General features: G+C 60.1%; 21 protein-coding genes. 13 read left to right on the forward strand and 8 right to left on the reverse strand.

The window, feature by feature from the left end:
* The first annotated feature begins 99 nt into the window (after positions 1 to 99).
* Entirely contained in the window at positions 100 to 1,038 is a 939-nt protein-coding gene (locus AB6803_RS19405) for a LysR family transcriptional regulator (protein WP_371110414.1), read from the forward strand.
* Here AB6803_RS19405 and AB6803_RS19410 read toward each other — a convergent pair.
* Together AB6803_RS19410 and AB6803_RS19415 are read right to left on the reverse strand one after the other, a co-directional pair.
* Positions 989 to 1,723, reverse strand: a complete 735-nt coding sequence (locus tag AB6803_RS19410; protein ID WP_371110415.1) for an SDR family oxidoreductase — start codon at positions 1,721 to 1,723, stop codon at positions 989 to 991. The two genes, AB6803_RS19405 and AB6803_RS19410, sit on opposite strands and share 50 nt — an antisense overlap.
* Before the next feature lie 933 nt (positions 1,724 to 2,656).
* Positions 2,657 to 3,526 carry a DMT family transporter gene (locus AB6803_RS19415; RefSeq protein WP_371110416.1) on the reverse strand — a complete coding sequence of 290 codons (870 nt, stop codon included), beginning with the start codon at positions 3,524 to 3,526 and terminating at the stop codon, positions 2,657 to 2,659.
* Between the two features lie 255 nt (positions 3,527 to 3,781).
* Between AB6803_RS19415 and AB6803_RS19420 the strand changes: the two genes are divergently transcribed.
* Positions 3,782 to 4,981, forward strand: a complete 1,200-nt coding sequence (locus tag AB6803_RS19420) for an MFS transporter (protein WP_371110417.1) — start codon at positions 3,782 to 3,784, stop codon at positions 4,979 to 4,981.
* 126 nt (positions 4,982 to 5,107) lie between these two features.
* Positions 5,108 to 6,361, forward strand: a complete 1,254-nt coding sequence (gene ispG / locus AB6803_RS19425; protein WP_371110418.1) for a flavodoxin-dependent (E)-4-hydroxy-3-methylbut-2-enyl-diphosphate synthase — start codon at positions 5,108 to 5,110, stop codon at positions 6,359 to 6,361.
* Between the two features lie 16 nt (positions 6,362 to 6,377).
* On the opposite strand, the gene AB6803_RS19430 is transcribed toward ispG, so the two are convergent.
* Together AB6803_RS19430 and AB6803_RS19435 are read right to left on the reverse strand one after the other, a co-directional pair.
* The gene (locus tag AB6803_RS19430; RefSeq protein WP_371110419.1) at positions 6,378 to 7,019 is read right to left on the reverse strand and encodes a LysE family translocator; all 642 of its coding nucleotides are present in this window, start codon (positions 7,017 to 7,019) and stop codon (positions 6,378 to 6,380) included.
* Positions 7,020 to 7,145: 126 nt separating this feature from the next.
* Positions 7,146 to 8,060, reverse strand: coding sequence for a polyprenyl synthetase family protein (locus tag AB6803_RS19435; RefSeq protein WP_371110420.1), 915 nt, complete (start codon positions 8,058 to 8,060; stop codon positions 7,146 to 7,148).
* Positions 8,061 to 8,241: 181 nt separating this feature from the next.
* Here AB6803_RS19435 and mtgA point away from each other — a divergent pair, with 181 nt between their 5' ends.
* The 3 genes from mtgA (at position 8,242) to rpmF (ending at position 10,112) form a co-directional block, all read left to right on the forward strand.
* On the forward strand, positions 8,242 to 8,988 hold the full coding sequence (gene mtgA, locus AB6803_RS19440) for a monofunctional biosynthetic peptidoglycan transglycosylase (RefSeq protein WP_371110539.1): 747 nt from the start codon (positions 8,242 to 8,244) through the stop codon (positions 8,986 to 8,988).
* A gap of 111 nt (positions 8,989 to 9,099) precedes the next feature.
* On the forward strand, positions 9,100 to 9,747 hold the full coding sequence (locus AB6803_RS19445) for a glutathione S-transferase family protein (RefSeq protein WP_371110421.1): 648 nt from the start codon (positions 9,100 to 9,102) through the stop codon (positions 9,745 to 9,747).
* A gap of 179 nt (positions 9,748 to 9,926) precedes the next feature.
* Positions 9,927 to 10,112, forward strand: coding sequence for a 50S ribosomal protein L32 (gene rpmF / locus AB6803_RS19450; protein ID WP_006724402.1), 186 nt, complete (start codon positions 9,927 to 9,929; stop codon positions 10,110 to 10,112).
* A 353-nt stretch (positions 10,113 to 10,465) separates the two neighbouring features.
* On the opposite strand, the gene phaR is transcribed toward rpmF, so the two are convergent.
* Positions 10,466 to 11,038, reverse strand: a complete 573-nt coding sequence (gene phaR, locus AB6803_RS19455) for a polyhydroxyalkanoate synthesis repressor PhaR (RefSeq protein ID WP_371110422.1) — start codon at positions 11,036 to 11,038, stop codon at positions 10,466 to 10,468.
* 240 nt (positions 11,039 to 11,278) lie between these two features.
* Here phaR and AB6803_RS19460 point away from each other — a divergent pair, with 240 nt between their 5' ends.
* Positions 11,279 to 12,460 carry an acetyl-CoA C-acetyltransferase gene (locus AB6803_RS19460; protein WP_371110423.1) on the forward strand — a complete coding sequence of 394 codons (1,182 nt, stop codon included), beginning with the start codon at positions 11,279 to 11,281 and terminating at the stop codon, positions 12,458 to 12,460.
* 125 nt (positions 12,461 to 12,585) lie between these two features.
* Positions 12,586 to 13,311 (forward strand): acetoacetyl-CoA reductase, encoded by a 726-nt coding sequence (gene phbB / locus AB6803_RS19465; protein WP_371110424.1) that lies wholly within the window; start codon positions 12,586 to 12,588, stop codon positions 13,309 to 13,311.
* A gap of 46 nt (positions 13,312 to 13,357) precedes the next feature.
* Here phbB and AB6803_RS19470 read toward each other — a convergent pair whose 3' ends face one another.
* From AB6803_RS19470 to AB6803_RS19480, 3 genes are all read right to left on the reverse strand, one after another.
* Positions 13,358 to 13,531, reverse strand: a complete 174-nt coding sequence (locus AB6803_RS19470) for a hypothetical protein (RefSeq protein WP_371110425.1) — start codon at positions 13,529 to 13,531, stop codon at positions 13,358 to 13,360.
* Positions 13,532 to 13,705: 174 nt separating this feature from the next.
* On the reverse strand, positions 13,706 to 13,960 hold the full coding sequence (locus AB6803_RS19475; RefSeq protein WP_007692297.1) for a YMGG-like glycine zipper-containing protein: 255 nt from the start codon (positions 13,958 to 13,960) through the stop codon (positions 13,706 to 13,708).
* Between the two features lie 47 nt (positions 13,961 to 14,007).
* Complete coding sequence (locus tag AB6803_RS19480) at positions 14,008 to 14,163, reverse strand: DUF3309 domain-containing protein (RefSeq protein WP_371110426.1); 156 nt, start codon at positions 14,161 to 14,163, stop codon at positions 14,008 to 14,010.
* 1,284 nt (positions 14,164 to 15,447) lie between these two features.
* Here AB6803_RS19480 and AB6803_RS19485 point away from each other — a divergent pair.
* From AB6803_RS19485 to AB6803_RS19505, 5 genes are all read left to right on the forward strand, one after another.
* A complete protein-coding gene (locus AB6803_RS19485; protein ID WP_371110427.1) occupies positions 15,448 to 18,624 on the forward strand; it encodes a helicase-related protein in 3,177 nt (1,058 codons plus the stop codon).
* A 3-nt stretch (positions 18,625 to 18,627) separates the two neighbouring features.
* Positions 18,628 to 19,032, forward strand: a complete 405-nt coding sequence (locus tag AB6803_RS19490; RefSeq protein WP_371110428.1) for an RNA-binding S4 domain-containing protein — start codon at positions 18,628 to 18,630, stop codon at positions 19,030 to 19,032.
* A 210-nt stretch (positions 19,033 to 19,242) separates the two neighbouring features.
* Positions 19,243 to 19,581 (forward strand): ferredoxin FdxA, encoded by a 339-nt coding sequence (gene fdxA / locus AB6803_RS19495; RefSeq protein ID WP_153369570.1) that lies wholly within the window; start codon positions 19,243 to 19,245, stop codon positions 19,579 to 19,581.
* Positions 19,582 to 19,980: 399 nt separating this feature from the next.
* A complete protein-coding gene (locus AB6803_RS19500) occupies positions 19,981 to 20,553 on the forward strand; it encodes a CarD family transcriptional regulator (protein WP_368510577.1) in 573 nt (190 codons plus the stop codon).
* 418 nt (positions 20,554 to 20,971) lie between these two features.
* A complete protein-coding gene (locus AB6803_RS19505) occupies positions 20,972 to 21,835 on the forward strand; it encodes an RNA polymerase factor sigma-32 (RefSeq protein ID WP_371110540.1) in 864 nt (287 codons plus the stop codon).
* Positions 21,836 to 21,882: the final 47 nt, after the last annotated feature.

A 21,882-nucleotide genomic window follows, 5' to 3' on the forward strand; every position in this document is an offset into this window, starting at 1 on the left:
GACGGCGATATCGGCGATGTGGCAGCGTTCCCGGTAATGGGCGACCCTCGTCATCTTGATGCTGTGGTGCCAGGCCCCAAACCAACGCGGCGCGTCCCGATGCATCCTCGACTTCTCACGACATTCCTCGCGGTTGCCCGGAGCAAAAGCTTCACGCGGGCGGCCGAGGAGGTTCATCTGGCGCAATCGAGCGTCAGCGACCAGATGCAGTCGCTGGAGGCCGAGCTGGGTGCTGCACTTTTTACCCGCTCGAAACAGGGGCTGGAACTGACGTCGGCGGGCGAGACGCTGGTCTCCTATGCGCAGGAACTATTGGCGCTGGCGGATGAAGCGCGGGCGGCGGTGGCGGCAACCGCCGGGCATGAGGCCGGATCGGTGACGATCGGCGCGTTGGAGACGATTGCCGCCGTCAAGCTTCCGGCATGGCTATCCACGTTCCAGAGCGACCATCCCGATATCAGTCTGCGGCTGAAAGTGGCCGGCAGCGGCGATCTGTTGCGAAAGCTTGAGGCCGGCGAGATCGATATCGCTTTCTGCTTCGATCGGGGTGGTCTGGACGCGCGTTTCATCAGCCGCGCAATCGCCACCGAGCCGCTGATCCTTGCGACAGCCCCTGCGGCCAACTTCGCGACGAGGAAGCCGGATTTGGCCGAGCTTGCCTCGATGGATTTTTTGACGACCGAAGTCGGCTGTGCCTATCGGGCCATGTTCGACCGGGCATTCGCCGAAGCTGGTATGGTGGCGCCGAAGCCCGCCGCCGAGGTCGGCAGCATCGGCGCCATCGCGCGTCTTGTGGCGGCTGGCGCCGGTATCGGGCTGGTGCCGCGCCTTGCGGTTGCCGAGGCGCTCGATCGCGGTGAGATCAGCGAGCTGCCATGGCCGGGGCCAACACAAACGGTCTCGCTGGTGATGATCTGGCGGCGGCGGCGCGTGCAGCCGCCAGCGTTGCGATTGTTGCTGGCGGCCGCCAGCGACCATTTTGCGCCGGCTAGATCAGCCGATGTCCGCCCTCGACATGCAATGTCGTCCCCGTCGTAAAGCCGTTGCCCATCAGATAGGTGATAGCATCGGCGATATCCTCCGGCTGGCCGACACGCCCGACCGGCAGCCGCTTTGCCATGGCGTCCAGCGTCTCGTCCTTCCTGTCGCCGGCGACGAATGTCCAGATGGGGGTGTCGACCCAGCCGGGCGAAACGGCATTGACGCGGATCGGCGCCAGCTCGACCGCAAGCGCCCGTACCAGCCCCTCGAGCGCCGCATTGACGGCGGCAACGATCGAGCCGCGCGCCGATGGGCGATAGGCCGCGATGCCCGAGGTGAAGGTAATAGAGCCCTTGGGTGAGAGCTTTGGCGCACCATATTTGGCAAGCAGCAACGGCCCATAGAATTTGCTCTCCACCACCCGTTGCGCGGCTTTCAGGTCCAGCGCCGGCAGCAACTGATAGGCGCCCTCGATATCGGCGGCGGTGCTGACGATATGATCGAGCCGGCCGACCCGCTCGAACAGATCGATGACCTGCGCTTCCTGCGTGATATCGACCGCGACTGTGGAGAGGGCCGGACTTTGCAGCTCCGCGCCGGCGCGCCGAAGCTTGTCCTCGTTCCGCCCGATGATGATCACCTCTGCGCTGGCAGCAAGCGCGCATTTTGCCAACGCCAGGCCCATTCCGGAGCTGCCACCGACGATGAGGATTCGTGAATTCGCGATGTCTGCAAGTGCCATGTCTTTTGTTCCCGAAGGTGGTGGTTGTGGGCAAAGACTTGGCAGAGAGGTGGGGGGAGGGAAAACGGAGAAAAACGATGGTGTCATCGGAGATTCCGATGAGGGGGTGGCGGCTGTGGCTATGTTCGCTAGCTGGACAGCCAGCACACACCGAGCTTTACGTTCGCTGACGATAGGATCGGTGTTGGGAGTGAAGGTGGCGGTGATTCTAGTGTGGAGAGCGGGGCGAAGCCGCAGGGCCCAGACGAGCCATCTAATCTATCGACTGCACACCGGCCGGGACATCACCTGACTGAAAGGCTGAGCGGTGCAAATCATTTCCCAGATCAATCTTGAATTTTTTCCAATGGCCTTCGCATAACGTCGCCATCCACCAATCGCCCGTTACTCTGTCTGAAAACTGCCAGAGGATATGATAACCGTCTTCATTGGAAAAACCTTCTCCGTCGGCCTGTATTATGCCTCCCACAGTACCCCAGATTTTGTTACGCAGCGTTCCGACGATTTCCGAGCCGCCACTGTCGTTGACATCTACAAATATCTGGAAAGCATAGATGGTCTCGACTGATGAAAGGTACTGACAAAGCCATTCGGAAGCGGATGTCGGTTTGCATTCGGCAATTTCACCTTTGAAGTCCTCGACTTCAACCTTAGCAAGGCTACCGTCCGAGAGGTCGAATTGCGTCGCCGAGCTTAGAGGAAGGTATAGGTTTGCGACTGGGAGTGAGGATGCGCGTATAATAGGGCATAGTTGGAATCCGCTTATTGATTGCTGTCCCCAAGCATCAAAAACTGTCAGATTTTTTAAGACAATTTCTGATTACGGACCATAATTGCCATTCGCGGTGATGGCAATTGTTGCCTTATGTTACATACAGCAGCCCGATGCGGCAGTGCGTGGTAGCTCCCAACAATCATACTACGCGCCCCGCCTCAAACCACCGACACCCGCCGCCGCCGTTCGCTGAAGATAATAATCAGCCCGGCGCTGAGGATCAGGGCGGCGCCGAGAACGGTGTTGATCTTGGGCACGTCGCCCCAGATGAGATAGCCGAGCCCAAAGGCCCAGACGAGCGAGGTATATTCGAACGGCGCCAGTACCGAGACCGGGGCCTGGCGCATGCCTTCGAACAGCGCCAGTTGGCCGATGCCGGCGAAGATGCCGGTGCTGCAGAGCAGGATGAGTTCGTAGGTCGTCGGCGTTTTCCAGTGCAGGATCGCCATCGTGCCCGTCATCAGGATCAGCATGATGTTGGAGACGGCCATCTGGATGTGGCTCTTTTCATGCAGCGCGGTCTTGCGCAGCAGCACCATGCCCGTCGCCCAGAGAACGGCAGCCTGCAAGGCCAGATAGACCGGCCAGGAGATCGACACTCCCACCGGATTGGAAGCGATCACCACGCCGCAGAAGCCGACACCGACCGCCATCCAGCGGGCGACGGTGACCTTTTCCCTAAGCACGATGGTCGCAAGGATAGTGCCCACGATCGGGGCGGCATAGTAGAGAGTGGTGACCTCGGCGAGCTGGAGATATTGGGCGGCCGAATAATAGGAGATCCAGGCGACCAGCAGCAGCATGCTGCGCACGATCATCGGCTTGACGACCGGCGAGCGCGCCACCTTGCGCACCAGGGACGGTCCTTCATAGACGAAGCAGCCCGCAAGGATAGCGCAGCTTCGAAGGAAGAGTACCTGCCAGACCGGAATGGTGACGACGAGCAATTTCACCGCCGAGTCATGGGCAGTGAATAGCATATAGCCGAACGCCGTAAGCAGAATGCCGTAGCTGATGGGGTTTTTCACTAGAGCACCAAGGGGAAAGGCCGATGCGAAGCAGTCGAGGAATCTTTCAGGCCTCAAGCGATAGGAGCCTACCTTTTCGTCGTCAATAGGCCATATGAACGGGGCGGATCGGGTTGGAAATATTTATTCGTGGTTGTGGCTCCATTGCCTACGTTTTAACAGATGGTGATGAAACGTGACCGGTGCGCCTGTTTTCGGATATTGCGATTTCAATCGATTTAAATATCTTGGCGGCACCGATTTGGGGGATTTTTCATGAATGATATGATGCAGTCTGAGGGTTTACAGGCACGCAGGAGCGGATTCTTCACAAAACCGCGCGCGGCCGTCTCGCTGCTGTTTTTGATGAATGGCTTCAGCGTCGGCTGCTGGGCGCCGAAGATTCCGGAATTTGCCGAGCGGCTGCAACTGAGCAAGTTCGAACTCGGCCTGATGATCCTGGTCTTCGGTGTCGGTTCGCTGGTGATGATGCCGATCGCCGGCGCGCAGATCGCCGGGCGGGGCTCGAAGATCGTCGTCAAGGCCTTCGCGGTGCTGCTCGTGCCGATGCTGCTCGCCTTGACCGTTGTCGAAAGCGTCTGGACCGCCGCGATCGTCATCTTCCTGTTCGGCGGCTTCATCGGCGCCATGGACGTGGCGATGAATGCCAATGCCGTCTCAGTGGAAAAATCCATGCATCGGGCGATTATGTCGTCCTGCCATGCCTTTTGGAGCTTAGGTGGTCTGCTCGGCGCGGCGATCGGCGGTTTCCTGATCTCGCATCTGGGCTACCTCGGTCACGCCGAGGTCGTCACCGTCCTTTCCATCCTCATCCTGGCTGTGGCATGGCCGATGATCCTCGGCGACCAACCGCATCCGGACGAGGCGAAACCGAAGGCGCGGTTGCCGATGATCCCGCTGCCCTGGCTGCTCGGCATGATGGCACTGTTCTCTATGATGCCGGAGGGAGCGGTGCTCGATTGGAGCGCGCTCTATCTCAGCCAGGAAAAGGCTGCGTCAGTCACCCTGTCAGGCTTTGGCTTTGCCGCCTTCTCGCTGACCATGGCGGCGATGCGCTTTGCCGGCGATTTCGTCCGCGACCAATTAGGCGCCGTCAAGACGCTACGTGTCTGCACGGTTTTCGCCATTGTCGGTATGGTGATCGCGGCGCTGGCGCCGAATGCGGAGCTGGCTATCATTGGCTTCGCGCTCTGCGGCATCGGCATTTCCAACATGGTGCCGATCGCCTTTTCAGCTGCCGGCAATATTCCGGGCCTGCAGCCGGGCATCGGCATCTCGGTCGTCACCACGCTTGGCTATTCCGGCATGCTGGTGGCGCCATCGGCGATCGGTTTCGCCGCCGAGCATGTCGGCTTCTCGCCGGTGCTGCTGGCGCTGCCGGTGCTGCTGCTTGTCGTGCTGGCGCTGTCGTCGCTGGCGCGCTATGCCGACGGCATCGGCCAGAGTTCGCATTAATTCGGCCGTCTTGACCTGCTATGGTCATGTTCCAGGCCGAGAAAGTGATATTCGAAGCGGTTGACAACGACCGTTTCGTGATCCACCTGAAAGGCACCGATTACCCGAGGCTAACGAGAGTTCTCCATGTCGTCCGCCAGTGATTTTGATCCGAAGCCGCGCCGTTCCTCCGTTGCCGTCGATGTCGGCGGCGTTATCGTTGGCGGCGGCGCGCCCGTGGTCGTGCAGTCCATGACCAATACCGATACCGCCGATATCGATTCGACGGTGGCGCAGGTGGCGGCCCTGTTCAAGGCCGGCTCGGAGCTGGTCCGCATCACCGTCGACCGCGACGAAAGTGCCGCGGCCGTGCCGAAGATCCGCGAACGGCTGCTGCGGCTCGGCATGGACGTGCCGCTGATCGGCGATTTCCATTATATCGGCCACAAGCTCCTGGCCGACCATCCGGCCTGCGCCGAGGCCCTGGCGAAATATCGCATCAATCCCGGCAATGTCGGATTCAAGGACAAGAAGGACAAGCAGTTCGCCGAGATCATCGAGATGGCGATCCGCTACGACAAACCGGTTCGCATAGGCGTCAACTGGGGCTCGCTCGATCAGGATCTGCTGACGGCGCTGATGGACAAGAATGCCGAAGCCGGCTCGCCGCTCTCGGCCCGCCAGGTGACGCGCGAGACGATCGTGCAGTCGGCGCTGATCTCGGCCGATCTCGCCGAGGAAATCGGCCTGCCGCGCAACCGCATCATTCTCTCGGCCAAGGTCAGCCAGGTGCAGGACCTGATCGCCGTCTATTCCATGCTCGCAGAGCGCTCCAATCATGCGCTGCATCTCGGCCTCACCGAAGCGGGCATGGGCAGCAAGGGCATCGTCGCCTCCTCGGCCGCCATGGGCTATGTGCTGCAGCATGGCATCGGCGATACCGTCCGCGTCTCGCTGACGCCGGAGCCGAATGGTGACCGCACCCGCGAGGTGCAGGTGGCGCAGGAACTGCTGCAGGTCATGGGTTTCCGCCAGTTCGTGCCTGTTGTCGCTGCTTGTCCCGGCTGTGGCCGCACGACATCGACCGTGTTTCAGGAGTTGGCACAGAACATCCAGAACGACCTGCGCAAGAACATGCCGGTCTGGCGCGACAAATATCCGGGTGTGGAAGCGCTCAACGTTGCCGTCATGGGCTGCATTGTCAACGGGCCCGGCGAAAGCAAGCATGCCGATATCGGTATCTCGCTGCCCGGCACCGGCGAAACGCCGGCGGCTCCGGTCTTCATTGACGGCCAGAAGGCGATGACGCTGCGCGGCCCGAATATAGCCTCCGACTTCGAGGCGCTGGTTGCCGACTATATCGAGAAGCGTTTCGGCCAGAAGAGCGTCGCGGCGGAGTGATCCGCCGCCAAATTGCTCAGATGTTGCTGGTCAGCAGCTTGATGCCGGCGAAGCAATAGAAGCCGGCCATGGCGCCCTCGATCCAGCGGCGCGCACTCCTGTAAATCTTCAGCGCATGCGGCGTCGAGAACAGCAGCGCATAGCCCATGAAGGCGACAAAGCCGGTTGCCCCGCAGACGGTGATGATCAGCACGGCGACCGAGGCGGGCGCGCCCTGTGGCATGCCGAGCGCGATGATGGCGAGCCAGGCGAAGATCGCCTTCGGATTGGTGACGTGGATGCCGTAGCCGCGCAGGATCAGCGACCTGTAGCTTGGTGTCTTTGCGTCCGTCACGGCCGCCTGCAAGTCGCCGGTCGTGCGGGCAGCGCGCAAGGCCTTGTAGGCGAGATAGAGCAGATAGAGCCCGCCGAAGATCTTCAAAACCTCGAGCGCCACCGCATAGGTCTGCAACAGGGTGGCAAGCCCGGCGGCGGCAGCGGTCGCCCAGGTTAGCGAGCCGCCGAAGATGCCGAGCGAGATCGCCATGCCCGACTTGCGGCCGTGGGTCATCGATGTGGCGATGATGGCCATGATCGCCGGACCTGGGCTGACGACAGCGATGATATAGGCGATATAGGCCGGCAGGATCTGCGGCAGGTAGGCAAGCGCCTCATGCATGGGATGGCTCCGGGGGGTCTCAGGCGACGATATTTGCCATGGAAACGCCTGGAGGTCACCCGTTTTCCGCGCGATTTCTTGTCATGGAGACATGTCCGGCGATCCGGAAGCGCTTGACGCGAAGGCTTAGTTCTTGCGGTTCGCCACGAACCGCGCCGTTTCCACCAGCACATCCGCCTTGTCGCCGTAACCGGACAACAAGTCCGCCGCTTCGGTCACCAGGCTTGCAAGCGTCGTCTCGGCCCATTGCCGGCCGTGTAGCGCCACCAGCGTGCCCTTGCCGCGGGCGGCATCCTTGCCGGTCGCCTTGCCCATGGTGGCGGCGTCGGCGGTGAGGTCGAGGAGGTCGTCGGCAAGCTGGAAAGCAAGGCCGATCTTTTCGCCGAAGCTGCGCAGCCGTTGGCGGTCTCCGGCCGGAGCACCCGCCAGGATGGCACCGGCTTCGCAGGCAAAGCGGATCAGCGCGCCGGTCTTCATGGCCTGCAGCGTGGTGATGCCCTGCTCGTCCGGTGTCACCTTCTCGGCGGCGAGATCGAGTGCCTGGCCGCCGGCCATGCCGCCGATGCCGGCCGCGCGCGACAGCGCCAGCACAAGCTCCATCTTCCGGTCCGCCGGCAGGTCGGTTTCCGGCGCGGCGATGATGTCGAAGGCATAGGTCAACAGGCTGTCGCCGGCAAGGATCGCGGTCGCATAGTCGAAGGCGATGTGCACCGTCGGCTGGCCACGGCGCAGATCGTCGTCGTCCATGGCCGGCAGGTCGTCATGCACCAGCGAATAGCAGTGAACGCATTCGAGCGCCGCACCGATCCGCAGCGCCGCATCGCTATTACCGCCGAGAAGTGCGGCTGTCTCCACCACCAGAAAGGGCCGCAGCCGCTTGCCTCCATTCAGCACACCGTGACGCATCGCCTCGAGCAGGCGGGTAGGGCGGATGATCTCACCGTCCAGGCTGGCATCGGCGAGAAGCTGGCCGAGGACAGCCTCGACCTTGCCGGCATTGTCCCTGAGGCGATGTTCGAAGGAGGAGGTGGTGCTGTCCATGGCCGCTGTTTGGCATGAGTGCCGGTCGCTGGCAACGGGAATTGTCAACAGCCGGGGAGGGAATCTCGTCGCACTCTGGTCATCGCTTTATGTAGACGGTATGACGATTGGAGCATTCCCGCCGCGTTCCTCGAATGTGCAAGGGATGTTCCGGGATGGGGCAATGGTGGACCTTCGGCAATTGGACATATCGACGGACAGCGAGGAGGAAGCCGAGATGCCACGACGGCCGACCCTCGTCGCGCGGTTCATGGCCCGTCCGCTCGCGCAGCGCATCGTTCTCGCCGTCGTCGGTTTGCTGCTGCTGCCCTATCTGCTGATCATCTTCTACGCCCTACCCTTCGTCCATCCTGTTTCGACCCTGATGCTGCGCGATGCCGTGACCTTTCAAGGGTATGACCGCCGATGGGTTTCGTTCGACGAGATATCGCCGGTGCTGGTGCGATCGGTCATGGCGTCCGAGGACGGGCAGTTCTGCTTTCATGGCGGTGTCGACTGGGGTGAGATGCGTGCGCTCGCGCAGCAGACGCTGAAGGGCCAATCGACGCGCGGCGGCAGCACGATCCCGATGCAGACCTCGAAGAATCTCTTTCTCTGGAACGGCCGCTCGTTCGTGCGCAAGGCGATGGAACTGCCGCTGTCCGTGTCCTCCTCCTTCGTCTGGTCGAAGCGGCGGATGATGGAAGTCTATCTGAACATCGCCGAATGGGGGCCGGGCATTTACGGCATCGAGGCGGCCGCGCGCTATCATTTCAAGGTGCCGGCCTCGAAACTCAACGCGCGTCAGGCGGCCCTTCTCGCCGTTTCCCTGCCCAATCCGATCGACCGGGTGGCAAGCAAGCCCGGACGCGGGCTGCGTCAGCTCGCCTCGCTGATCCAGCGCCGGGCGGCGAATTCCGGTGAGTACATCAAATGCCTTTATAACTGATATCAGAACTTGTCGTTCGATTGCATGACCGACATCTGGCATTTTCGGCTGGAATTATGACGCCGCTCGAACTGCGCCCGCCGGCCTTTCGAGGACTAAAAGGGACGAGCCATGGACAGACTGACCCTCTATATCGGTAACAAGAACTATTCCTCATGGTCGTTCAGGCCATGGATCGCGCTGGAGGGTTGCGGCGTCCCTTTCCAGGAGGTGCTGATCCCCTTTGATTTCGAGGCCGGCAATCCTGATATCCGCGCTGTCTCGCCGACGGGCAAGGTGCCGATGCTGGCTCATGGCGGCTTCAAGGTCTGGGAATCGCTGGCGATCATCGAATATACGGCCGAGCTTTTTCCTGAAGTGGGGCTCTGGCCCAGCGACCGGCAGGCGCGTGCGATTGCCCGGTCTTACAGCATGGAGATGCTCGCCGGTTTCAGTGCCCTGCGTGGCGCCTGCCCGATGAACATGCGTCGCCCCGTCGGCCGGCTCGATCTGTCGCAGGGTGTCATGGACGACGTGGCGCGCATCGAGACAATCTGGCGCGAGGCGCGGGACCGTTCCGGCGGCCCCTTCCTGTTCGGCACGTTTTCCGCGGCCGACGCGATGTTTGCGCCGGTCGTCAACCGCTTCGAGATTTATGACCTCGTCAGCTCCGCCGACACGCTGGACTACATGGCGGCGATGAAAGCGCTGCCCGCCTGGCAGAAGTGGGAAAAGGCGGCGCTTGATGAGACGTGGATCGTGGCGGTGGACGAGGCTTGATCGCCGATTCGGCCTCAATCCATCTGAATCCGGCGGCGCGGGCAAAAAATGCTGTGAGGGACTGGTCAAAGCCCTGCAAGGTATGTATAAGCCCCACCAAATTCCGAAATTGATCCATGTCTGTTTCGGCCGCCTGGCTGGCCGCTGACATGTTTCGTCCGCAAAGTGGAGTAACGAAAATGGCTGTACCGAAGAGAAAAACGAGCCCGTCCAAGCGCGGTATGCGCCGTTCGGCTGATGCGCTGAAGGCTTCGACCTATGTTGAAGACAAGAACTCCGGCGAACTGCGTCGCCCGCATCACATCGACCTGAAGACCGGCATGTACCGTGGCCGTCAGGTTCTGACGCCGAAGGAAAGCGCATAATCTAAGCGCTCCCTTAAAGGGTGAGATTAAAGGCTGGCGTTTCGCCGGCCTTTTTCTGTTTTGATCGGGATGTATGGGGGCAAGAAAAGCGGCCTGTTGATCTGCCGCGCCTGTGATACCCCCCTCTGTCACTTCGTGACATCTCCCCCACAAGGGGGGAGATCGTTGGGAGTGTGCCGTCCGTTGTCTTCAAGCTAACAAACTGCAGTTTCCGCGGATTCGATGTTTGCTTGAGGCGAGAGAGTTCCGCGAATTACCAATCGCACCCCTTGTGGGGGAGATGTCACGTCAGTGACAGAGGGGGTGAGCACTCTCCGCGAATTCATAAGCAGTTTTCCCCACGCTACCTTATCTCACAAGCTATCCAGCTTGCTTTGCATCGCGCGGAGCTGTTCTTTCAACTCGTCGATGTCCTTTGCTTCCGCCTTGCGGCTTTCCTTTGCCGGCGGCTTCATGAAGGGCGAGAACATCTGCATGGCCTGCTGGAACATTTCGGTGTTGCGGCGCACCTGTTCCTCGACGATCTGGATCGGCAGTTGCAGGTTCTTGACGAGCGGCGTCTCGCCGAAGGCGCGGTTGATCTGTTCGCGCATCTGCACCTGCTGCTCGGTGAAGGAGCGCATGGAGTGCTCGAGGAAACTCGGCACGACCATCTGCATCTGATCGCCGTAAAAGCCGATCAGCTGCCGGAGGAAGGAGATCGGCAGGAGCGTGTTTCCGGTCTTTGATTCCTGTTCGAAAATGATCTGCGTCAGGACCGAATGCGTGATATCTTCGCCGCTTTTTGCATCCTGAACGGTAAATTCCTCTCCCTTTTTCACCATTTCCGCCAGGTCATCCAAGGTCACGTAGGTGCTGGTGCCGGTATTGTATAGGCGGCGATTGGCGTATTTCTTGATTACGATCTGGCCCTCATTCTTTGCCATTACTCAGTCTCCTGACCCCGTCTGATTGTATGGAATACTCCTCCATTACCAAGTGTAGACGCAAAAGAAGCTTGGTGACAATCGCTTTGTGCGATGCGGCAAGCCCTTTCTACTGGTTGTATTTTTCGTTGGTGGTGACGGGTTGGATGAAATATGGGCAACCGCCGTCTTGCAGTTTGACTCGGGCGCAAAGCTTTGACAGTTTCGCCTCATATATGTTCATCCTGTGAGGAGGCTTCCATGAGCAATCCATCCATCGTCATCGCCAGTGCTGCCCGCACCGCCGTTGGTTCCTTCAACGGCGCTTTTGCGGCTGTTCCGGCCCATGAGCTCGGTGCTGCCGCCATCAAGGGCGCGCTGGAGCGCGCCGGCGTCGAAGCCGCGGACGTTGATGAAGTGATTCTCGGCCAGGTGCTGCAGGCGGCCGAAGGGCAGAACCCGGCCCGTCAGGCCGCGATGAAGGCCGGTATCCCGCAGGAAGCGACCGCCTGGAGCGTCAACCAGCTTTGCGGCTCTGGCTTGCGCGCCGTTGCGCTCGGCATGCAGCAGATCGCCACGGGCGATGCCAAGATCATCGTTGCTGGCGGCCAGGAGTCCATGTCGATGGCCCCGCATGCCGCGCATCTTCGCGCCGGCACCAAGATGGGCGACATGAAGATGGTCGATACGATGATCAAGGACGGCCTGACCGATGCCTTCTACGGCTATCACATGGGCATCACGGCGGAGAACATCGCCCGCCAGTGGCAGCTGTCGCGCGAGGAACAGGACCAGTTCGCCGTCGCTTCCCAGAACAAGGCCGAGGCTGCGCAGACGGCCGGGCGGTTCAAGGATGAGATCGTTCCCTTCACGATCCAGACCCGCAAGGGCGACATTATCGTCGATACCGATGAATATATCCGCCATGGTGCGACGCTGGACGGCATGACCAAGCTCAGGCCTGCCTTCGACAAGGAGGGCACGGTGACTGCGGGCAATGCCTCCGGCCTCAATGACGGCGCTGCTGCTGCCGTCCTGATGTCCGAGGCGGAAGCCTCGCGTCGCGGCATCCAGCCGCTCGCGCGCATCGTCTCCTGGGCAACGGCGGGCGTCGATCCCAAGATCATGGGCTCCGGCCCGATCCCGGCCTCGCGCAAGGCGCTGGAAAAGGCAGGTTGGTCTGTCGGCGAACTTGATCTTGTCGAGGCCAACGAGGCCTTTGCCGCCCAGGCTTGCGCCGTCAACAAGGATCTCGGCTGGGATACGTCGATCGTTAACGTCAACGGCGGCGCGATCGCCATCGGCCATCCGATTGGCGCGTCCGGCGCCCGTGTTCTCAACACGCTGCTGTTCGAGATGAAGCGCCGGGGCGCCAAGAAGGGTCTCGCGACACTTTGCATCGGTGGCGGCATGGGTGTTGCCATGTGCTTCGAGGCGCTCTGAGGCGTTTCGCGCGTCAGCGCCGCGCAAGACGGTTTCGAATAATTTTCCAGAAGAAACGATGAAGGCGGGGCGGGCGACCCGAAGATCGGTCGTCCAGTCTCTGCATTAACAATGGGGAGTGGAACATGAGCAGAGTGGCGTTGGTGACGGGTGGGACGCGCGGCATCGGAGCAGCGATTTCGATGGCGCTGCGCAATGCCGGCTACAAGGTCGCGGCAACCTATGCCGGCAACGAGGAAAAGGCGCGCGCTTTCCATGAGGTGACGGGCATTTCCGTCCATAAATGGGATGTGACTGACTATGAGGCTTGCGGCAAGGGCATCGCGAAGGTGCAGGAGGAGCTCGGTCCCGTCGAGATCCTCGTCAATAATGCCGGCATTACCCGCGACGCCATGTTCCACAAGATGACGCCGCAGCAATGGAACGAGGTCATCAATACCAATCTCACCGGCCTGTTCAACATGACGCATCATGTCTGGCAGGGCATGCGCGACCGCAGCTTCGGGCGTGTTATCAATATCTCGTCGATCAACGGCCAGAAGGGCCAGATGGGCCAGGCGAACTATTCCGCCGCCAAGGCCGGCGATCTCGGCTTCACCAAGGCGCTGGCGCAGGAAGGGGCGGCCAAGAACATCACCGTCAATGCCATTTGCCCCGGCTATATCGGCACGGAAATGGTGCTTGCGGTGCCGGAAAAGGTGCTGAACGAGCGCATCATCCCGCAGATCCCCGTGGGACGGTTGGGTGAACCGGAAGAGATCGCACGCGTCGTCGTCTTCCTTGCCGCTGATGATGCCGGTTTCATCACGGGATCGACGATCAGCGCCAATGGCGGCCAGTTCGTCGTTTGAGCTGACGGAAATAATGTATTGGCTGATTGTCGGGAGTGTCCGGCAATCAGTTCCGGCCTGAATTCCCGGAGCGCTGTTGCCTGGGTTTGAATTCCAGGATCACGGGCTTGAACACCATCCGGCGCATTTCCCTGTCCCGCACCCGCGAAGCGTGGATCAGTGCGGCGAAGCTGGTACCGACGAGAGCGAGCGCTGCAATGCCTGCGATGATTGCAATCATGGTGTCCGTCCCTTTTCAAAAACGTTGACCCATCCCTACGCGATCGGCGCGGGTGCTTGTATTCGCCAGAAAATTCCGGTTCGAAGTTTTCGGCATGACCATTTGACTTTCACGGCCGGTCGTCAACAAAGTGCTGACGGCCGTCCGTGAACTCTGTCTTAGCCTGTCACTGCCTTAGCGGCAGCGAGCCTCGTAGCGGCTGCCGTAGCGGTCGCGGTAGACGCAATAGCCGCGGCGCTCATGAGAGCGACCGATGAGGTTGCCGACAACACCGCCGGCCACGGCGCCGACTGCGGCACCACCCCAGCTATTGGTGGCAACACCGCCGATGACTGCGCCGGTTCCGGCGCCGATGGCCGTGCCTCTCTCCGTGGCACTGCATGATGCGAGTGCGCCCACGATGGCGATCGCGACGATGATTTTTTTCATGGTATTTGCTCCCTGGTATGATGAGGTTTTCAACGTTATCAGCCCGATCAGATCCGGCCCATCAGCAATAGAATGAGAACAATGACAAGAACGAGGCCGAGACCGCCGGATGGACCATATCCCCAGCTTCGGCTGTAGCCCCAGCTCGGGAATGCACCGATCAGCATGAGAATCACTACTATGAGTAAAATGGTACCAAGCATCGCTTATTTCCTCCGCGTCCAGCGCTTGAAGCTTCCGCTGGAGTGAGACTTCGCTCCAGTGGTTGCTCCAATCGGTGTGCCCATTTACCTCGTTTATGCAAAACGGGCGGCGCACCTTGTTCGCTACCCGAAGAAACTCGCGCCGCACGAAATTGTTCCGGCTCAGAAATAACCGCCGGTGTGAGGACGCGTCGGCAGGCCGAGGCAAAAGGTTAACGGAGCAGCGCGTTGCGCGCCGGAATATGCCCTTCGACGACCTCTTCTTATGGTTAAAAATTTATTTAAATACAATATGTTGCGATGAACAAAACGGGAAAATGGGCCTGTCCGTGATTCGTCAGCGATTCGTTCTGCATTTGGGCTTTAGTTAACGCCGGTGGGCGATAGTGCCTCGAAGCGATGATTGCCTTCCGATATGCGGGCATCGGCCCGATCGCCGTAAGGTAGTGCTCCATCGATTGAAATCGTTAAAATCGCGCGCTTTCGGGCTAGTCCACTCCGTTAGCCCATTCTCCATCTGGATCGGCTTCCTCGTCCGCTCGCTACATGTAGCCGTGAACAAATAGAATACAGAGCGGAATCAGCGATTCGTCGCCGATTCGTTCCGGCTTTGGTCGAGGTGTTAACGGATGCAACCCCTAAGAGAATTTATTGATTTATTTTATTCGACTTCGCTTAAAGGTTAATTGCAATCCTCGATTCGGGCTGATTCTGCGCTTCAACCATGCGGAGTCCAGTGTGCTTTCTCCGCAAATGCGCTAGATATTGTGGAGAACAAAGAGAGAATCCGAGGAAGTCGGTGATTCGTCGCCGATTCGTTCCGGCTTTGACCCGAATCTTAACGGAGCGCTTCCCTGAGCCGGATTCGCAAAGGAAATCGCCATATTTATATATGGTTAACCATGTTTCGCACGGTGATCCCGATTCCTGCCGAGCAGTTGCTCGACTCCCATATCATGGGAAAAGCAAGGGAAAAGAGGATTCAGCATGTGGTGGGACTTTATGAATCAAATCCATATATTGTAGTGAACAAAATGGGAACTCTTCAGAGTCAGCGATTCGTCGCCGATTCGTTCTCAAGCTGTTCCGGACTCGTCGGGACTCGCCTGGGATGTAGCGATAATGTAGCTTTTGGTTGAGCTTGTTATTTATGAAATCGAGTGTTGCGGCGGTTGTTTTTTGATTCAGGTCTTGCCTTTGTCACATATGGTCGTCATCTCTTCTTCTCTTCCCTGGGGAGCTTGCTGATCGCAAGACAGTGGTTTCTCGCCCATGCATGGACCTATGACTCAGACCTCGCAGCCAATGATCCTGAGCGGACGCGGAGTAACCGCAGTGCTCGGACCGACCAATACCGGCAAAACCCATTACGCTATCGAGCGCATGGTGGCGCATGGCAACGGCGTGATCGGCCTGCCGCTGCGGCTGCTGGCGCGCGAGGTCTACACGCGTGTCGTCGAGAAGGTCGGAGCGCAGAATGTTGCGCTGGTCACCGGTGAAGAGAAGATTTCGCCGCCCAATGCGCGTTATTCGGTCTGTACCGTCGAGGCCATGCCGCGCGAGACGCGCGCTTCATTCGTCGCCATCGACGAGGTGCAGCTCGCCGGCGATCTCGAGCGCGGCCATATCTTCACCGACCGTATTCTGCATCTGCGCGGCCGTGACGAGACGCTGCTGCTCGGCGCCGGCACGATGCGGCCGATCCTTGAGCAATTGTTGCCGGGGATCACCGTCGTCGAGCGGCCGCGCCTGTCGCATCTCTTTTATGCCGGCCAGAAAAAGATCACCCGCCTGCCGCAACGCACCGCGATCGTCGCCTTTTCCGCCGACGAGGTCTATGCCATTGCCGAGCTCATCCGCCGCCAGCGCGGCGGGGCGGCCGTCGTGCTCGGTGCGCTCAGTCCGCGCACCCGCAACGCGCAGGTGGCGCTATATCAGGCTGGCGACGTCGAATATCTGGTGGCGACCGATGCGATCGGCATGGGCCTCAATCTCGATGTCGATCACGTTGCCTTTGCCCAGGACCGCAAGTTCGACGGCTATCAGTTCCGCAATCTCAATCCGGGCGAGCTCGGCCAGATCGCCGGCCGCGCCGGGCGCCATCTGAAAGACGGCACTTTTGGCGTCACGGGGCAGGTCGATCCCTTCGACGACGAACTGGTGCGCCGCATCGAGGGTCACGAGTTCGATAATGTTAAGGTGCTGCAGTGGCGCACCAAGCAGTTCGATTTTTCGTCGATCGCTTCGCTCCGTGCGAGCCTAGAGGAGGCGCCACGCGTACCGGGCCTGACGCGAGCACTGCCGGCGGTCGATCAGCAAGCGCTGGAAGCGCTGTCGCGCGATCTGGAGATTGCCGATCTTGCCAGCGGCCCGGCGCGGGTCGAAAAATTATGGGAAGCCTGTGCACTTCCCGACTATCGGCGTATTACGCCCGCTCAGCATGCCGATCTTATTGCTACCCTCTTTTCCGACCTCGTGCGCTATGGCACGGTAAAAGAGGACTTCCTTGCCGAACAGGTGCACCGCGCCGATCGGACGGATGGCGAGATCGACACGCTTTCGGCGCGAATCGCGCAGATAAGGACTTGGACCTATGTGTCGAACCGGCCCGGTTGGCTTGCCGATCCGACACACTGGCAAGAAAAGACGCGGGAAATCGAAGATCGATTGTCCGACGCGTTACATGAGAGGTTGACGAACCGCTTTGTTGATCGCAGGACATCTGTGCTCATGAAGCGCCTGAGAGAGAATGCGATGCTGGAAGCTGAAATCAGTGTGAATGGGGATGTCTTCGTTGAGGGGCATCATGTGGGACAGTTGACCGGATTCCGGTTCACGCCGGTCTCGGGAACCGAGGGGCCGGACGCCAAGGCAGTCCAGACCGCCTCGCTAAAGGCGCTCGCGCTGGAATTCGAGGCGCGTGCCGCCCGGATGCATGCGGCCGGCAACAGCGATCTGGCGATCAGCGCGGATGGTCTCGTCCGTTGGCTTGGCGATCCCGTGGCGCGCCTGTCGGGCAGCGATCACATCATGCGGCCGCGTGTCATCCTGCTCGCCGACGAGCAGTTGACGGGCAATGCGCGCGACCATGTCGCCGCCCGTATCGAGCGCTTCGTGAACCATCATATCAGCACGGTGCTGAAGCCGCTCGACGACCTGTCGCGCGCCGAGGACCTGCAGGGGCTCGCCAAGGGGCTGGCCTTTCAGCTCGTTGAAAACCTCGGCGTGCTCTTCCGCCGCGACGTCACTGAAGAGGTGAAGTCGCTGGATCAGGACGGACGCGCCTCGATGCGCCGCTATGGCGTTCGCTTCGGCGCCTACCATATTTTCGTGCCAGCCCTGCTGAAGCCGGCGCCGGCCGAACTCATCACTTTGCTCTGGGCGCTGAAGAATGATGGCCTCGACAAGCCGGGCTATGGCGACCTGATCCCGGTGCTCGCCGCCGGCCGGACCTCGGTCGTCACCGATCCGACCTATGAGCGCACCTTCTACAAGCTTGCCGGCTTCCGTTTCCTCGGCAAGCGCGCGGTTCGCATCGACATCCTCGAGCGCCTGGCGGATATCATCCGTCCGCTGCTGCAGTGGAAGCCGGGTCAGGCATCGCGTCCGGAAGGAGCCTATGACGGGCGCCGCTTTACGACGACGACGGCGATGCTTTCGATCCTCGGTGCAACGCTGGAAGACATGGAAGAGATCCTCAAGGGTCTCGGTTATCGCGCCGATGCCGTGAAGGCGGAAGATGCGACGGCCTACCTCGCACAGCAGGATGCCTCTTCGGCTCCGGCTCCGGCGTCGCAGGCCGCGGAAGTTGCTGCCGATCATGACGATGCCGATGGTGCCAGCGATGAGCCGGCCACGGAAGGCGAAACCGTTGCCGAGGTCGCAGCTCCCGCCACGGAAGCGCCTGCCGCTGAAGCTCCGGCGGAACCGGCTGTTGCCGCTGCGGAGACCGTGGAAGCCTCCGCCACTGATGTTGCCGACGCAGCCGCTGCCGAGCCGGTCGAACCGAAGCCGGTTCTGCTCTGGCGTCTTGGCGGGCGCAACGACAACCAGCAGCGCCAGGGCGGACGCGGCCAAGGCGACCGCCGCGGCCAGCAGGGCCAGGGCGAGGCACGCGGTTATCAGGGCAATCGCCGCAACAATAGCGGTGGTGAGCAGCAGCCGAACACTGAAGGCAATCGCGAAGGGCGCGAAGCTCGTGGCGACAATCGTGGCCCGCGTGGCAACAACCGCGATGGCGGCCGTCCTCAGAATCAGGGCAATCGCACTGAACGCGGCGACCGTCAGGATCGCGGCGAGCGGAAAGAGCGCAACGATCGCAATGACCGGAACGATCGCAACAATCGCGGCGCGCCGCAGCCGTTGCGTTTCGAGGCCAAGCCGCCGCGCAAGGAAAAGCCGATCGATCCGGATTCTCCCTTCGCCAAGCTCGCGGTGCTCAAGGAGCAAATGAAGAAGTAGGCCATGACGGACGAAAAGCAGCCATCTTCCGGTTCGCGTCAGCGCATCGACAAGTGGCTGTTCTTTGCCCGTATGCTGAAATCCCGCTCGCTGGCACAGGTCTATGTCCAGAAGGGCAATGTGCGGGTGAACGGCGAGCGGATCACGCAGCCGAGCCACGGCATCAAGGTGGGTGACCGCATCGAGCTGTCGTTGGAGCGGCGCGATGTCATTCTCATCGTCCGGCTGCCGGGCGATCGCCGGGGGCCTTTCGAGCAGGCGAAGCTGCTTTACGAGGATTTGACCCCGCCACCCGACCAGACGAAACGTTTCACGCCGTTCGAGCAAGCGCTGCGTTCGCCGGGCAGTGGACGGCCGACGAAACGCGAACGGCGCGCCATCGACCGGCTCACCTCCGGCGATGAATAGAAAACTCTGTTGCCCTCTGGGATTTTTCAGGATTGTTTGTCCTTGAAATTGGCTGTCAAAGTCGATACCTGACGGTCAACCCGCTGGTAATCCGCCGGGCGGCATGCTTATGCTCAGCGCATCCGCTTGTCCGCTCCGGCTTCCGAGGGAAAGGCGCGACGTTCCAGGTTGCTCGCCCACGGAAAACAAGAGTCATTCCTGGAGTGCTTCATGACATATGTCGTGACCGATAATTGCGTTCGCTGCAAATACACCGACTGCGTGGAAGTCTGCCCTGTCGACTGCTTCTACGAAGGTGAGAATTTCCTTGTCATCCATCCGGACGAGTGCATCGACTGCGGCGTGTGCGAGCCGGAATGTCCCGCCGAGGCCATCAAGCCCGATACGGAGCCGGGTCTCGACAAGTGGCTGAAGATCAATGCGGACTACGCAGCGATCTGGCCGAACATCACGGTGAAGCGTGACGCGCTGCCCGATGCCAAGGAACTGGACGGCGAAGAAGGCAAGTTCGAGAAGTATTTCTCGGCCAATCCTGGTTCCGGCGACTGATCGAAGGCCGTGACAGGCCGTCGATTAACGTGTAGTCGATAGGGCACCGAGACGAATCATAGCCGTTGGCTTGCTAAGCGGTCAACGTGGCCGTTTTGCCGCGTATAAAGCAAATTATTGATTTCCTCAGATTTTTGTGATAGCTTCCTCACACTGATCCACTGCGGCATTTCGCGTGCCCCAAACCATCACGAAAGCAAATAACCAATCCGTACGCGGTTTCCTTGACATATCAACGATTTGAGTTGTCGGGTCTGGGATCGCGATGAACGGATTTCTTTTTGTATGCGTCTGGCAGGACCAGCAAGAAGTCACCCCGACGGTGCTTCCGTCTCATCCGGGCCTGACTGACCCGGCCCCGGCCCTCACCGGGTGCGTAACAGGGAGTTTTTGAAAAGAATGACGACCCAGCAGAAAAAACCTTCAGCAGCACGCCATGGCTTCAAGAATGGTGAATCGATCGTATATCCCGCCCACGGCGTCGGTATGATCACCGCGATTGAAGAGCAAGAAGTCGCAGGCATGAAGCTTGAGCTTTTTGTAATCGACTTCGAAAAAGACAAAATGCGTCTGAAGGTGCCGGTGGCCAAGGCCATGAGCATTGGCATGCGTAAGCTTTCCGAGACGGATTTCGTCGAACGGGCGCTGAAGGTCGTTCAGGGCAAGGCTCGCGTCAAGCGTACCATGTGGTCGCGCCGCGCCCAGGAATATGATGCCAAGATCAATTCCGGCGATCTGATTTCCATTGCCGAGGTGGTTCGCGATCTCTATCGCGCCGAGAACCAGCCGGAGCAGTCCTATTCCGAACGCCAGCTCTATGAAGCTGCGCTCGATCGCATGGCGCGCGAAATTGCCGCCGTCAACAAGATGTCCGAAACCGAGGCAGTCCGCCTGGTCGAGACCAATCTGAACAAGGGCCCGAAGCGCGGCAAGGTCGTCGAAGAAGACGATTCCCAGGACGAAGCCGCATAAGGCCAAGAGTGAAAATACCACATCCAAAAAACCCGGCCATCGTGCCGGGTTTTTTCTTTGGAACCTTTTGCCACTTGGTGCGTTTAGGCCTGGTGTTTGCGGCCGGCATGGGTTTTCTCGTGACTATGAGTTTTCTCGGACCAGCCGTTTTCCTGACGTTCACGAGGACCGGCTGATGCATTTTGATAGGAAATTTCCCGGCGATCTAAAATTATTTCATTCGCCAGGTCATTTTGCGAAGTTGAATTAGACCGGTAGCCGAGCGTCCGGTCATCCGGGCATCGGTCTCCAATTGCATTCCATTCATAGCTTTTCATCCGCGCAGCGATGTTCGGAAACGATGTTTGCTGCCCTTTCCGTCGACCCGCGGCACAGAGATGATTTTGAGGCCGAATTTAGGGAGATGCACATGATGCATATGAAGAATATGTCTGCAGATCGGCGCATGATAAAAATCGCAATGGCCGCTCCCTATCTCGGCCGCGACGAAGAGCACGATCTCGCCATCCGCTGGAAGGACCATGAGGATCGCGGTGCCCGCAACAAGATCGCCACCGCCCATATGCGCCTGGTGATCTCGATGGCCGGGAAATTCCGCAATTTCGGCCTGCCGATGAGCGACTTGGTACAAGAAGGCTATGTAGGGCTCCTGGAAGCGGCGGCAAGGTTTGAGCCGGAACGCGAGGTACGATTTTCAACCTATGCAAGCTGGTGGATCCGCGCATCGATCCAGGATTATATCCTGCGCAACTGGTCGATCGTGCGCGGTGGCACGAGTTCGGCGCAGAAGGCGCTGTTCTTCAATCTCCGCCGCCTGCGCGCCAAGCTTGCCAGGGGAAACGCCGGTGTCACCGTCCAGTCCATTCATGAGGAAATCGCCGTCGCCCTCGGGGTTAGCCTTGCCGACGTGCAGACCATGGATGCGCGCCTTTCCGGCAATGATGCCTCCCTGCAGGCACCGTCTATATCCGGCGATGCCGAAAGTGCTGAACGGATGGATTTCCTGATCAGCGACGAGCCTTTGCCGGACGAACAGGTCTCCAACATGATCGATGGCGAACGCCGCCGTAACTGGCTGGCTTGCGCACTGACGCATCTGAACGAACGCGAAATGAAAATCATCCACGCGCGCCGCCTGGTCGAAGATGGTGCGACGCTGGAGGAGCTGGGCGCCGATCTCGGCATTTCCAAGGAACGCGTGCGTCAGATCGAGAGCCGCGCCATGGAGAAGCTCCGTAGCGCCCTGGTCGATGCCGATCCACGCATGGCGAGCTATGCGTGACATCCTTCTCCCCTCGGGGAGAAGGTGCCGGGGGCAATAACGGGACG

Source organism: Rhizobium sp. RCC_161_2 (assembly GCF_041355235.1).
In the GTDB taxonomy this organism is placed as follows: domain Bacteria; phylum Pseudomonadota; class Alphaproteobacteria; order Rhizobiales; family Rhizobiaceae; genus Rhizobium.

Bases quoted from the DNA above. Each gene is read 5' to 3' on its own strand.
- AB6803_RS19405 (WP_371110414.1), top strand. From the start codon at position 100: ATGCATCCTCGACTTCTCACGACATTCCTCGCGGTTGCCCGGAGCAAA.
- AB6803_RS19410 (WP_371110415.1), bottom strand. From the start codon at position 1,723: ATGGCACTTGCAGACATCGCGAATTCACGAATCCTCATCGTCGGTGGC.
- AB6803_RS19420 (WP_371110417.1), top strand. From the start codon at position 3,782: ATGAATGATATGATGCAGTCTGAGGGTTTACAGGCACGCAGGAGCGGA.
- ispG (WP_371110418.1), top strand. From the start codon at position 5,108: ATGTCGTCCGCCAGTGATTTTGATCCGAAGCCGCGCCGTTCCTCCGTT.
- AB6803_RS19430 (WP_371110419.1), bottom strand. From the start codon at position 7,019: ATGCATGAGGCGCTTGCCTACCTGCCGCAGATCCTGCCGGCCTATATC.
- AB6803_RS19435 (WP_371110420.1), bottom strand. From the start codon at position 8,060: ATGGACAGCACCACCTCCTCCTTCGAACATCGCCTCAGGGACAATGCC.
- AB6803_RS19445 (WP_371110421.1), top strand. From the start codon at position 9,100: ATGGACAGACTGACCCTCTATATCGGTAACAAGAACTATTCCTCATGG.
- rpmF (WP_006724402.1), top strand. From the start codon at position 9,927: ATGGCTGTACCGAAGAGAAAAACGAGCCCGTCCAAGCGCGGTATGCGC.
- phaR (WP_371110422.1), bottom strand. From the start codon at position 11,038: ATGGCAAAGAATGAGGGCCAGATCGTAATCAAGAAATACGCCAATCGC.
- AB6803_RS19460 (WP_371110423.1), top strand. From the start codon at position 11,279: ATGAGCAATCCATCCATCGTCATCGCCAGTGCTGCCCGCACCGCCGTT.
- phbB (WP_371110424.1), top strand. From the start codon at position 12,586: ATGAGCAGAGTGGCGTTGGTGACGGGTGGGACGCGCGGCATCGGAGCA.
- AB6803_RS19470 (WP_371110425.1), bottom strand. From the start codon at position 13,531: ATGATTGCAATCATCGCAGGCATTGCAGCGCTCGCTCTCGTCGGTACC.
- AB6803_RS19475 (WP_007692297.1), bottom strand. From the start codon at position 13,960: ATGAAAAAAATCATCGTCGCGATCGCCATCGTGGGCGCACTCGCATCA.
- AB6803_RS19480 (WP_371110426.1), bottom strand. From the start codon at position 14,163: ATGCTTGGTACCATTTTACTCATAGTAGTGATTCTCATGCTGATCGGT.
- AB6803_RS19485 (WP_371110427.1), top strand. From the start codon at position 15,448: ATGACTCAGACCTCGCAGCCAATGATCCTGAGCGGACGCGGAGTAACC.
- AB6803_RS19490 (WP_371110428.1), top strand. From the start codon at position 18,628: ATGACGGACGAAAAGCAGCCATCTTCCGGTTCGCGTCAGCGCATCGAC.
- fdxA (WP_153369570.1), top strand. From the start codon at position 19,243: ATGACATATGTCGTGACCGATAATTGCGTTCGCTGCAAATACACCGAC.
- AB6803_RS19500 (WP_368510577.1), top strand. From the start codon at position 19,981: ATGACGACCCAGCAGAAAAAACCTTCAGCAGCACGCCATGGCTTCAAG.
- AB6803_RS19505 (WP_371110540.1), top strand. From the start codon at position 20,972: ATGAAGAATATGTCTGCAGATCGGCGCATGATAAAAATCGCAATGGCC.